The 12,966-nt window shown below is 55.2% G+C and carries 9 protein-coding genes; 4 read left to right on the top strand and 5 right to left on the bottom strand.

Annotated features, from left to right (window positions below):
* A partial coding sequence (locus tag KJ970_03485; GenBank protein MBU2689963.1) for a hypothetical protein occupies positions 1–137 on the bottom strand: 137 nt, incomplete at its 3' end.
* 201 nt (positions 138–338) lie between these two features.
* Between KJ970_03485 and KJ970_03490 the strand changes: the two genes are divergently transcribed.
* Complete coding sequence (locus KJ970_03490; protein MBU2689964.1) at positions 339–560, top strand: hypothetical protein; 222 nt, start codon at positions 339–341, stop codon at positions 558–560.
* A 551-nt stretch (positions 561–1,111) separates the two neighbouring features.
* Here KJ970_03490 and KJ970_03495 read toward each other — a convergent pair.
* The gene (locus tag KJ970_03495) at positions 1,112–2,437 is read right to left on the bottom strand and encodes a methyltransferase domain-containing protein (protein ID MBU2689965.1); all 1,326 of its coding nucleotides are present in this window, start codon (positions 2,435–2,437) and stop codon (positions 1,112–1,114) included.
* Between the two features lie 262 nt (positions 2,438–2,699).
* On the opposite strand from KJ970_03495, the gene KJ970_03500 reads away from it, so the two are divergent.
* Entirely contained in the window at positions 2,700–5,441 is a 2,742-nt protein-coding gene (locus KJ970_03500) for a carboxypeptidase regulatory-like domain-containing protein (protein MBU2689966.1), read from the top strand.
* 334 nt (positions 5,442–5,775) lie between these two features.
* Here KJ970_03500 and KJ970_03505 read toward each other — a convergent pair whose 3' ends face one another.
* Together KJ970_03505 and KJ970_03510 are read right to left on the bottom strand one after the other, a co-directional pair.
* A complete protein-coding gene (locus KJ970_03505) occupies positions 5,776–7,140 on the bottom strand; it encodes an insulinase family protein (protein MBU2689967.1) in 1,365 nt (454 codons plus the stop codon).
* 50 nt (positions 7,141–7,190) lie between these two features.
* The gene (locus KJ970_03510) at positions 7,191–8,588 is read right to left on the bottom strand and encodes an insulinase family protein (protein ID MBU2689968.1); all 1,398 of its coding nucleotides are present in this window, start codon (positions 8,586–8,588) and stop codon (positions 7,191–7,193) included.
* Positions 8,589–8,787: 199 nt separating this feature from the next.
* On the opposite strand from KJ970_03510, the gene KJ970_03515 reads away from it, so the two are divergent.
* Together KJ970_03515 and KJ970_03520 are read left to right on the top strand one after the other, a co-directional pair.
* On the top strand, positions 8,788–10,689 hold the full coding sequence (locus KJ970_03515) for an alkaline phosphatase family protein (GenBank protein ID MBU2689969.1): 1,902 nt from the start codon (positions 8,788–8,790) through the stop codon (positions 10,687–10,689).
* Between the two features lie 290 nt (positions 10,690–10,979).
* Positions 10,980–11,135: a YXWGXW repeat-containing protein gene (locus KJ970_03520; protein ID MBU2689970.1), complete on the top strand. Its 156-nt coding sequence runs from the start codon at positions 10,980–10,982 to the stop codon at positions 11,133–11,135.
* Between the two features lie 10 nt (positions 11,136–11,145).
* On the opposite strand, the gene KJ970_03525 is transcribed toward KJ970_03520, so the two are convergent.
* Positions 11,146–12,831, bottom strand: coding sequence for a hypothetical protein (locus tag KJ970_03525; protein MBU2689971.1), 1,686 nt, complete (start codon positions 12,829–12,831; stop codon positions 11,146–11,148).
* Positions 12,832–12,966: the final 135 nt, after the last annotated feature.

Genomic DNA, 12,966 nt, shown 5'->3' on the forward strand with positions numbered 1-12,966 from the left:
CCGTTGATCTTGAGTTCCACGAAGTAGACCCCGGCTGCGACTCGCTCACCGTCAGCGCCCAATCCGTTCCACCGAAACCGCTGGGGGCCACTCATCAACGCTCCGTCGACCAGTCGAATGATCTGCCTGCCGCTAATGTCAGCGGATAAGAACTTTCAAGAACCCCTTTGCCCCCGCCCACCCCCTCGCGGCTGCCACGATGATGATATCCGATCTCGAAAGTGCAGACAAGACGGCTCGGAAAGCCATGCCTGGCATCTCCAGGCCGTGAACTTCCACTCGGCGCGTCCTGTTTCGTCGCCTTCCCGGGGAGTAGGCTCTCCACTCGATCTGCCTCGTTGCTTAAGGACACGAACCGCCTGGGGGAGGCCGAGCCGCTCAGCAGACGTCAGCTGATCATCTTCATCCGTTTCGCAGCGAGCACGGGCCACGAACATCCCAACTTTCGGGTCGCCCTCTCCAACTACATCGAAGTGCTGAAGCAAATGGGAACAAGCGAGTCCGAGATCGGTCGGAGAATCTCGACCCTCCTCAAGGAACACGACCTGGGAGGGGGGTGACGCTGTCCGTCCCGAATAGTGTGCCACGAAGCCACTGAAAGGAGGTCGGAAAGACCTACTGACAGAAGCCATGCTATATGGAGGATGGGGGAGGACTCCCCGCGACGGGTTGCAGGACCAGTTTTCAAACCGCCCAGCGCTGCGTGGGGATAATATCCTAGGTAGTGAACGGTTCGGGAAAGGCCAGGAAGTCACCTGCTGCGATTACATATCGATCCTTCAGATTTCTGCGAGTGCCATAGAGATAGGCAGGTCCGCAATCATTGGCCGGATGGTATTAGGCTTCCAGCATGATCCTTCCACGACCCGATATGAGCGGCTGATTTTTATTCCCCACTTGCGACTCGCACGAATCCGAATTCTTCGGACATGTACGAGGTCCGTTCACGGGAATCGCGGCCAATAAAAACCGGACTCTTCAATCAGGCTGACAGCGGCACCATCCTTCCGGACGGACGCGTTCGGGGAGAACAGCCGCCAGGGGGATGGGTTCCGGGTCGGAGCAACCAGGCCGCAGGTTTCTTGAAAAATCGGGTATCCAACCCATGGGCTTACCCAACCACTGACATCTCGGAGGCAGCCGAATCGCGTTTTGCGCGTAGAGCGAGGCTTTCATCGGACGTTGCCGCCCGGCCTATTTTCTCTGCGACCAAGACCAGATCGCCGCCGAGATATTTCAAGAACGGGACATGGCTGAAGAACCGCTCCTTGGCTCTAAACCGACAACGATTTCCCGTGAGAAGAAATTGCGGGAAAAAGAATTCGCGACTGACAAGCCGTTTGATCCGAACGCCCTTGTCCTTGACCAATCGTCGGTAATCCTGGATCGAAAAATCCCAATGAAAGGTCGCGGCAGTATGCCAGGTGTTCTCATGGATCACTTTCTTTTGTAGAAGTCTATCGCTGAAGAAACTGCAGATCAGAATGATATTGTGAAACAGGTTGAGGTTTCTGAGCCGGTGGGCATTGGGACTTTGTATGACCAGGCAGCCGCCGGGCCGAAGAACCCTGAGAAATTCATCCATTGCCATTTCCGGGTCGCGCAAATGCTCCAATGTTTCCGTGCAGAAGAGAAAATCGACACTTTCAGCTCTAAGCGGGAGACAAACACCATCCGCCTGGAGCGCCGTCTGATCAGGGATCCGTTCAATCATGCGTTTCAGAATGAGATGGCTTATGTCAATTCCGATAAATGTCTGGTCGCGGCCGATTCCAAACTCATAATAGGCGCGGCCGTCATTGACGCCGACATCAACGACAACCCGGGGTGGCGTGGGATGTCCTTGATAGATCCGGAGAATATCCAGATAGCGTTCATTATCCTGATGATGAACGGACGCCTCAGAACCATTGGAGCCATCGCCGCAGCCCCATGCCAGTTTAACCCAATCTTCCATTGTGGGCTGCGACAGCCCTTGCCCCCTATATAGATCATCAATCGCCTGATGATCGGCCAATGAAAGGAGCGCCAGTGGATTTTTCCCGAAGGCCCGTAGGATCTTTGAGCGCCGGCTTCGATAAAAAAGCCAATCGGCGAATAAACCCAATAGAATAAACAAAGCACCCCATTTGAAATCGGTGATTAGACATATGACGAGGGCAAAATAGATGAGATAGAAAAACCGCGGCGCGGTGATGAATCCGGTGTCCGCGGACCGGTTAAGGGTGATCGTTTGGAAGGCCTCCGACTTGCTTTTTATACGTATACCCGTTGGATCAATGGTTCGTCTGTCGGCCGGATGACAAAGGCATGGGATATCGTCTTCAATGGAATAGGCGGCGAAACAACTTGTGCAATGCAGCTCGGCATCCTCCTGCTCCAAATCTCCCTTGCAGGATGGACATACAACGGCAGAGGGCCAATGTCTCTTCTGCATTGCCTACTCTCCGCAATTAAAGCGATGACACTATCGGAAATGGATCACTAGCGAGCATAATTATAATAAAGAATTGCTGAATCGTCAAGGGCGAGTGCCGGGCGCTCGGTGGAAGCCCTGCGGCTCAATTACAAAATCGCCGGCCGAGCGAGGGGGCGCAGCCCTGGGAGCCCCCCCCTATTCACCCAGCCGTAAATTTGCTATCCTTCTAAAAGACAAGAAGCTACACGCCTTTCGGTCAACTCAGGAGGAAAGGAACGCCATGACGCAACGCCAGCCGATCTTTGCCACCCTCATCACCCTCGCCCTCCTGGCAATGATTCCGCCCCATTCCTTCGGTGCTGCCGCTGCACATCAGGCCAAGCCCCTGCTCGGTTACCAAACGCGCACAGAGAATGTTAACCCCAACAAGATCGCGCTTCGCTTCCATCCAGAGACTCAAGCGCGGGTGCGCTCCGGCCGGCTTGTCTCTCTTTGCGGCGCCGATCTGTCCGTGCTCGAGGAGATCCGCGGGAGCGTCCCGGGCGCGCAGTGGGAGCCCCGCTTCCCGCTCACCGAATCGGAGCTGGATGCCCTCCGCGCCAAGGGTGAATCAAGAACCCGCCAGAGTCTGCCGGATCTCAATCTATTCGGCCTCCTGACGCTGCCCCCGGCGATGAATGATAAAGCGGCGCGGGAGAGGCTTGGAAGTATTCTTGAAAGCCTCAACGCGGTGTCACCCGTCGCGGAGGCCTGGGCTCTTCCTGAACCGGAGCTGGCGCAGATTTTCACGACGGATCGTGAAACACCCGACTTCTCGGGTGCGCAGGGATATCTTTACGATCCCCCCGTCGGTGTCGCGGCGGACTCGGCCTGGACCTTCCCGGGTGGCAAGGGGGAAGGCGTGCGCATGGTCGATATTGAATTCGGTTGGCTCTTCACTCACGAGGATCTCAAGAATCCGTGGTTCACCGGCGGGGATCCGGCCGTTTCGGATCACGGGACAGCGGTGCTGGGAGAGATTGCAGGCCAGCACAACGGTTATGGTGTTAATGGGATTTCGCCCGAGGTGGAAATCGGCGGCTATCAGGTCGGCGATCTGGCCGCCGCCATTCTGGATCTGGCGACTATATTAGATCCCGGGAATGTTTATCTCATCGAAATCCAGGTGACAGGTCCCAACGACGCCGCCTGGGTTCCCATGGAATGGATTCCCGATATCTTCGCCGCCATCCAGACAACCAGCGCTCTCGGCATCCTCTGCGTCGAAGCCGGCGCCAACGGCAGCCAGAACCTGGATGATCCGATCTACGGAGGTCTTTTTGACCGCCGCGTCCGTGACAGCGGGGCCATCCTTGTGGGGGCCGGCATCCCATCCTCATTGGCCGCGGAATCTTTCAGCAGCTATGGCAGCCGGTTAAGCCTCCAGGGTTGGGGATCCTCCATCACAACAACCGGATATGGCGACCTTCAGGGTGGAGACCCCGAAGTGCACTACACCTCCGGTTTCAATGGAACCTCGGGCGCTTCGCCCATCGTCGTCGGCTGCGTCGTTTCCCTTCAGGGACAGGCCCTCGACCTCTTCGGCCGCCCCCTCACACCCCGTTTGGCCGAGGAGATCCTGAGTGTGACGGGTTCTCCATGGACTGGCGACCGGCCGATCGGTGAACGCCCCAACCTGGCGGCCGCCCGGGAACGCCTCTTGATGAATTACGGCGTTGTTAACGTCACCGTCCGCGATGCTCAAACCCTGGATCCCATGCCGGACATGATTGTTGAAGTCGCGGAAACCGGAAGAATCAGCAAGACGGGTCCAACCGGAGAGGTTTCCCTGCAGTTGACGGCGGAGGATATGACCTTCCGCGTCACCGGCGACTTCTACTTTTTGGAGGAAGATTTCCCCTTCACGGTCGCCGCCGACGAGACGCTCAATGCTGTTCTCGATATAACCCCCGCACCCCTCAGCAACCTGGCCGGCTTTGTCACCGATCCGGATGGGTCGCCCATTGAGGGCGCGCGCATCACCGTCTTGGGGACCCCGCTGGATAGTGTATGGACCGCCGCGGACGGAAGCTACCAGATGGATGGCATCCCCCAGAACACCGGCTACACGGCGATTGTGGGGATGGCGCCGGGATATGCGGCAGCTTATACAATTTTTGACATCCTCCCTCCCGACACGTCGACGTGGGATCCTGTATTAGTAAAGGCGGAGAGTTTTGAAGAGGGCCCCGCCGGATTCACCGGGACGGGTGATTTTGAATTGGGATACCCGCAACCACCCTCGCCCCCACCCTTTTCAGGAGACAATGTCTGGGCCACGAACCTCGAGGGTTACTATAATGATCTGACGATATCCTACCTCACATCCCCGGTTTTCGATCTCACCGGCACAACCGAACTGACCCTGAGCTTCCATCATTGGTATTGGACGGAGACCGATGACGGCGGAAATGTTCAGGTTTGGGATCAGAACGAAGCGGAATGGGTCGTGGTGGAGCCGATAGGCGGTTATCCCGACGACAGTATCATCACCATGTACTTTCAACCCGGATACAACGGGCGGCTGGATGATTGGGAGCCGGTGGTGATACCGCTCGATGCATTCGCGGGCGGCCCCTTCAAGTTCCGCTTCTTCTTCAGGGGCAATTACGTTGGCCACAAGGCCGGATGGTACCTGGATGACATCGCCTTTGATATCGGCGGATACGGACCGGCCGCGGTCGATCCCACACTCTTCACCGCTGAAGGATTGCGCCTTCTCCCGGAACGCCCGAACCCTTCCAGCGATCTGAGCCACATTTGCTTTGCGCTTGCGAAACCGCAGCCTGTACAACTCAGAATCTTTGACATCTCCGGAAGTGTCATCCGCACGATATCCAGGGGCAGGCTCCCCTCAGGAAACCAAAGCATCGTCTGGGACGGCCGGGACGCCCGGGGGCATTGTGTGGCCAGCGGTCTCTATTTCTACGAATTGGCGGCCGGCGGGGAAAGCGGCAAGGGGAAACTCCTCAGACTCAAGTAGATTCTATAGATACAAGGTATTTAGCCGCCTCGACACTCACACCTCAAGGAATGAAACGGATAAACCGATTTCTTTCTCTTCACAAAATCCTTAGTTGGCTCTATCCATGATTGCCGGAATGCAGAATTATACATGGGAGTCGTTGAAGCTCTCGGAGCGTCGCGTCACCACCGTACCATTCCAGGCGGGCAGCGACGCCCTCACCCAATACCAGCAGAAGCACCCCGCCGGCACGACCCAGTGAGTTGATCCGGGGAAGAGAATCCGGCGGGACGGACTTGGCATCCGCACCCGCCGGAATATCTGCTCACTGAATCGCTCGTGCTTTGAGTTTCTATTTATAATCCAACGCCATCGTTTCAAAATTCGCCAACACAACAATGGTGAACTTCTCTGGAGTAATGAGATCCTTCGCCGCCTGTTGCAGATCTTCACGCGTCATAGTCTGCATCTCTTCGATCTCTTTCAGCCAGAATTCGTTCTCGAGACCATAGAACTGCTGCTCAAGGACAAGATGCGCCAGTTGATCATTTGATTGCAGCTGCAGGGGCATGTTCCCCGTGTAGTACATCTTCGCCCATTTCAATTCATCCGCCGTAACGCCCTTATCTTGCAGGAGTTTGATCTCTTTCAAAATTTCCCGAATGGCGACATTCATACTGTCATTGATCGCCTGTGTGGAAGCGAAGAAATACCCTTTGTCCTTCCGCGGCCAGAAGTTTGAGTAGACGCCGTAGGTGAGACCCCGGTCTTCGCGTAGATTGGCCATCAGCCGGCTGCCGAATCCGGAACCGCCAAGAATATAATTCATCAATCTCGCCTTCGTATAATCGGGATGATTGCGGGCAAGGCCGATTTGACCCATACGGATCGTCGCCTGCGTCACATCGCGCTGAATCGTCTCGACCTGCCATCTCGGTTCGGGCATCGGGGGCGGCGTCCGCGGCGGAATATCCCCGGACTTCCAGTCGCCGAAGGCGGATCGGAGCAGCCCAGCCATCTCTTTGGGATCGAATTGCCCCACGGCGGAGATGCTGATGTTATTCGGCACAAAATAGGTCGAATAAAAATCTCTTAGATCCTTGGGTGTCATGGCGGCCACCGATTCCTCCGTTCCCTGTTGGGGCCGGTAGTAGGGGTGCTCGCCATAGATCAGCCGGTAGAAGTCCTTGCGGACGACATCGACATAATTGTCTTTTAATTGTTCGAGATAGGCCGCCACTTCCGAGCGTTTCCGCTCCACCTCTTCATCCGCAAAGGTGGCATGATCCAGCACTTCCCGCAGCATCTCCAGCCCCTTCTCGGAATCCTTGGAAAGGATTGAAAGGGTCACGGTCGTGTAATCATAATCGGCGTTGACGCTGAGATCGGCGCCCAAATTGTCAAGGGTATTAGCAAGCTCCTGCGCGGTATAGGAGGCCGTACCTCGATTTAACAACTCGCCGACGGCGAAACTCAATCCCGCCTTGTCGGCCGGCTCATCCATTGTTCCCGCGACAATCATCGCCTCAAAGGTGACGATCGGAACCTCTCCTCTCGGAGCCAAATAAATCTTCATTCCATTGTCTAAGGCCGTCCCTTCCACGTCCAAGCTTCCGGCACGGTTTTTATCGGCCAGAACGCCGCTGGTGAGCGCCAACACCGTCACGGCGGCGAGAAACAAACTCAATAGAATGGTTCCACGTTGTGCCTTCCGCATTACCGAACCCCCCTTCATCACAATTTGCTTGGCATGAGTCGCATTCATCATTAATTCGCCTCCGCGACTTCCGGAGGCTCCGGAACCAGAATGCCCACCGTGCGATTCTTACTTGTAAATATTTCTCTTGCGACACGCTGAATATCTTCCGGCGTCACCTTGAGACAATCGTCGGCGAAACTTACCGCATGCTTCCAGGAGGTGCGGCTTTCCCAAGCGCCGAGACGGTAGCCGATTTCCTCATTCATCGCCTGCGAGAACATCTCATCCGCCAGAAGTTGATTCTTCGCCTTCTGCAGCTCATCTTCCGGCACCGGGTTCTCTTTCAAATCCTCTAAGAGGACCAGGATTGAATCCCTGAGCGTCTCGGCGGTGGTGCCGGGCTGGCACATGGCCTGAATTGAGAAGGTCGAGGGATCGGTCCTAAAGTAGATTCCACCGCCGACGCCAAGCGCGAGTGGATTATCATAGACACATGCGCGGAAGGCCCGGCTTGATTCACCCGTGAACAGGAGATTTTCCATGACCTGGAGGACTTTTGTTTCATAGGTATCACATTTGGGCGCGTGGAAAGAAATGATCAGGCCGGGAAGCTGAGCCTCCTTGTTCACATAGACTATTTTTTCGCCCATCTGTTCGGGCTCGACGACATCGACCTTATGGACCTCCGGCCCTCTCGGAACCTTGCCGAAGGTCTTTTTCGCCAGCTTCACCACCTCATCATGAGTCACATCACCGACGACGACCAAGGTCGCATTGTTCGGACGGTAGTAATTGTTATAATAATTCCGCACTTCATCCGACGTGATGGTCTCAAGCACCGACATCCACCCAAGGACCGGCCAGCGGTAAGAATGCGCTGAAAAGACACAGGCATTAACCTGCTCATTGAGACGGCCGAAGGGCGGATCTTCCAGTACCTGCCGGCGCTCATTGCGGATCACGCCCATCTCCGACTGAAACTCCTCTTCAGGGAAAATCGTACCCTGCATTCGATCCGCTTCCAACTCCATAGCGACTTCCAGGCGGTCACTGGCCAGATTTTCGTAGTAGCATGTGAAATCGTGGCTCGTGAAGGCATTATTTTCCATCCCATTCATTTGTACAATTTTATCAAAATCACCCGTGGGATGTTTCTCGGTGCCCTTGAACATCATATGCTCGAGAATATGAGACACCCCCGAGATATCCTGTGTCTCATTCCGGGAACCCACCTTATACCAAACCTGAATGGTCGCCGTGGGACTCGTGTGGTTCTCAACCGTCAGAATCTTCAACCCGTTATCGAGCACCGATTCCTTGACCGTGTCGAAGGGGCCGGCTGACGAAACGGGACTCCATAGAAGCAGGATCACGAGAATCGCCGCAACGAAACTCCATCCGATGGGGGAAAACTGCGTGATGAGAGTCGGGGAAGCATGACCCTCTCCATGTTTGGCAATCTGCATACTGAACCTCCTCACAAACTGTTTTTTTAAGTGGGCGCAACGGCTTAGTATATGCATCCCAGGGCCATCCGACAACAGGACCCTTTTAAACCCCACCGGCGGGAAGGGAATTGACTTTTCCCGATACCGGGGCTAGCAGTGAAAAGGACGGCATTGGCGGACCCTTCCATACCGGTTTGAACCAATTGGGGATGGTGGCATGAAACCAAGACTCTTTCCGGCGCTCTTCTTCCTTCTTACCCTTTCCGGGGCTCTTTTGTTGCCCGCTTGCTCCAAAGCCCCATCTCAGCCGGTCCTGATCGTCGGCATGGACGGCGCTGAATGGAATATCATCGAGCCCCTCCTGGCCCAGGGCCGCCTTCCGAATTTGAGCCGGCTCATCAGCAAGGGCGCTGCCGCTCCCCTATCGTCATTCGACCCCCTCCTCTCCCCGATCATCTGGACGACGATGGCCACGGGCAAGGGTCCCGACCAGCATGAGATCCTGGATTTCACCATGCCCGATCCCATCACTGGCGATCCGATCCCCGTTGTCAGCTGCCAGCGGAAATCAAAAGCCTTCTGGGACATTCTGACGGATAAAAAAATCGACGTCGGCGTTGTGGCCTGGTGGGCGACCTGGCCCGCCGAGAAGGTCCGGGGGTGTATCGTGTCGGATCGCTTCACGACGCATGCCTTCATCCATTCACCCTCCCAGGTGGAAAAGGTCACCTATCCAGCGGAGTTCATCAATCGGCTCCAGGACAAGATGATGGGATGGGAAGATGTCTCGTATGAAACGACATCGAGATTTTTGAACATTTCCAATATGGAATTCGATTCCCACACAGTCTTTGACTTTAAGGATCCCATCACGCATTTCCGGCACATCCATGCTTCCATGCAGAATGTTAAAGAAGCGGCCCTGGAAATTTGGCATCGTTATCATCCAAAGGTTCTCGCCGTCTACTTCGAGGGTGTCGACACGGCGAGTCATCTCTTCATGCCCCATGCTCCGCCCCCCTATCCGTATTCCAGCGATGAAGACCGGCGGCGGTATGGCCGAACGGTGGAAGAGGTTTATGTCTATCAGGATCAGCTCCTCGGTGAACTTCTGGAAGCGGTCGGCGAGGACGCCCGGGTCATGATCGCTTCGGATCACGGCTTTCTTAACGGCTGGCAGCGCCCGCTCGACGCCTCCCCCTCCTTTGACTATGCGACGGCGGCGCAGTGGCATCGGATGCAAGGGATCTTCGTGCTGAGCGGTCCCGGAATTCAATCCGGCGTCCGTCTGAAACGCGCATCCGTCTTTGATATCACTCCGACCCTTCTCTACCTCTTGGGCTTGCCCATCGGTGAAGATATGGAAGGCGAGGTTCTGCTTGAAGCCTTTCCCCACGGTTCCCCCCCGCCGGAATCCATTCCCAGCTACGAAGATCAGGCATGGGCGGCGCAGAGGCGCCGGCAGGCCGAGACTTTCACAATGCCTCAGGATCCGGAACTCATGGAGAAGTTGAAAAGCCTGGGATATATCGGCGGCAGCACCGACAGCAAGGCGGTCAGTATTCGCGGGCGTTTGAGCCTGGCCGAGTATTATATCTGGAAGGGAGATGAACGCCGCGCCGAGCGGGAGCTTCTCCAGCTGCAAAACACCGCGCCGGATTTTGCCGATGCGCCCTATCATCTCGGCCTTTTGAAGATGGCCGCCGAGCAGTGGGGAGAGGCGGAAAGCGACTTTCGCCGCACCCTCGAACTGGAGCCCCAGAATCTTCCGGCCCGGCAAAATCTGGCTTATGTTCTGCGGTCACAGGATCGGCGGGAAGAGGCGCTGGAGCTGCTGAAGGAAACCCGGAATCTGTACCCCCTCGTCCCGGATATTCTTGTCAATATTGCCTTTCTGTATCGAGAGCTCGGACGGCCGGCGGAAGCCTTGGAGGCCTTGGATAAGGCCATGGAAATCAACCCCCACTCGCATCCGATTCTGGCCCAACGGGCCTTGACGCTGGAGGCGCTGAAACGGGATGAGGCGGCCATTGCGGCCTGGAGAAGGGTTCTGGAGTATTGGCCGGCGGATCGGACCGCGAAGGAGCACCTGGAAAGCCTGGAGAAGCAGCAACCCTGATCCCTTGATGTTAACTGTAACGTTCACTGTCTATTCAAGATAGCTCAAGCATCGACCGATCCTTCAAAAGAGGCCGTTTCGGGTAATATGGCTCGAACGCCCGGCACCGGTAGCGTCATCAATTCCTGAATATGACTGCATGAGCTGGAGGTATGATGTCCACTTCAAACCACATGTCACGGATTCCGTCTCTTAATCCATCCGGGGAGCAGAAGAATTCCTGGGGTCCGGCTCTTCGCCGCTGGTTCATTTTGGGTGGTCTTTTGGCTTTTGGCCTTGGCGGATGGGCCATGGGATGCGCCACGGCGCCCCCACCGCCGCCGCCGAAAATTGAGATCCGCCCCGCCCGTCCCCATGCCCGCGCTGTCTGGGTGGCTGGACACTGGCAATGGAAGGGGAAGAGGAACGGCCATGTCTGGATTCCGGGGCACTGGAAAGCCAATTAGCTAGACCGGATTAGAAGGCATAAACAAAGAGCAGGCGGGCCGATGTCGGTTGCTGCACTTGCCACATATTTTTCATCTCATGGCTGAAGAGCTTCTCATCATTATTGGATAATTCGGTCGTCTGCGTGATGAGGTAGGCAAGGGGAAGCTGCAATGTCAAGAAGGTCTGGATCGGTCCCCTGCCGAAAGAAAGCCCGACACCGCCCGTCATCCATGTTTCATTTCTATAATTGTTCCGGTGGTGGGTTTGATAGAACTTATACGACATCCCGCCCTCCGGAATTTCTGAGTTGCCGTAGATTTTTTCCTCGTGTGTGAATTTTTTTAAGATGGTGAGTTTTGAAAGGATGGACAGCCGGCGATAGACGCCGATGGAGGACCCGGTTTCGAAGCCTGTTGCGAAGAACCACTCACTCCCCTTCGAATACGATTCCCAGGACGGGCTCCACCCCATATATGGATCCGTCGACCAAAGAACACCCGGTTGCTCGGAATGGCTGACGCTGTTCCAGCGCATTTGTGTGTTCTCCATTCCGGAATGGGTATATTCGAGGAGCAGGCCGAAATCGAGATACCCGCCGCGCAGTTCATAATTTAAAAATGGATTGGCTTCGACGGCGATCTCCTTCTTGCTTTCTTCCCAATCAGGATCGCTTTCCACCAGCTTATTTACCGCGGTTTTTGAGTGGGAGCCGTGTTGAAGGAAAAAAAGTACTCCTCCCTTGGCGCTTCCGTGTTCGCAGAGGGTGACTTTGGAATAAGCCCTGATCAGCCGCTCACCATTACGATCCCGCCACAATTCATCAACATGATAATCGCCTTCGACTTCTGAACCCTCATCATAGCTCCAGCGATAGTTATCTCCTTCTTCAACATGGGAACGGTACCGGATGCCGGTCTTGTAATTTCCCTCATGCTCAAAACTGGCCTGAAGATCAAGCTCGTGTCCCTGATAAACGGTATAATCTGAAAGGTAAAAGGCGTCGGTATTGATATGCGAATAGCCGAATATATGATTACAACCCGTGGTCGCCCATCCCCAGGTAAGATGAGGGGTGTCATAGGTCACGCCGCCACGGGTGAATTTGATATATCCATCCGGCCGTTCCGAAGTCTTTTTTGTGTAGTGGACTTTGAAACCGAATGGATCATTGAAAAGTTCGTTCGCGTAAATCAGCTTCAGGTCATAATCAGCCCTCGCTCCATTCGTTTCCCCTTGAAATGGGACCATATAGTATGACGCGGTTTCGCCTGAACTCTCGCTGGCCCTTCCGACGCCGTCAGAGCGGAGTTCCATATCCATTGTCGTCCTACCGAGTTCCACGAGAAATTTGCCGTAACGTGTCGACGTGAGCCCCCCAACCGTCGTTTGGCGCTGGTAGATGTAAGATGAAACCCGCATCCAGGAATGAACACTTTTCGGATCTCCTTCATAGCCTTGCGGCGGCGCAAATTCCACATTTTGATAATTATTTGTATAAGTTTCTGACGGCCGTTTGGTTATATCCGTAACATCCCCTTGCCACGGGAGGTTTTGAGGATTTGCATAAACGAAAACCCCGCGGTCCGGCCATTTTAGAATGTCATGGGGATAGGCGAAAATTGTTTCATAGGGGTTGCTTCCAACTGTAAAAGAAGGATTTGCGAAGGCGGCGGCGGGCAATAGAAAGAAAATGAATGTCAGGGATTTGTGCATGACCGACCTCATGTTGTGATGAGATTATCTGAAATTCACGGCATATCGAGCGATTCTTCTATTCATCGGTGATGACGGGCAAATCCTGCAGAGGTCAAGGCGGCCGGAATCAGGGCCGTTCCACTTATGGCTCAT

It is taken from the genome of Candidatus Eisenbacteria bacterium (genome assembly GCA_018831195.1).
Classification (GTDB): Bacteria; Eisenbacteria; RBG-16-71-46; order CAIMUX01; family JAHJDP01; genus JAHJDP01.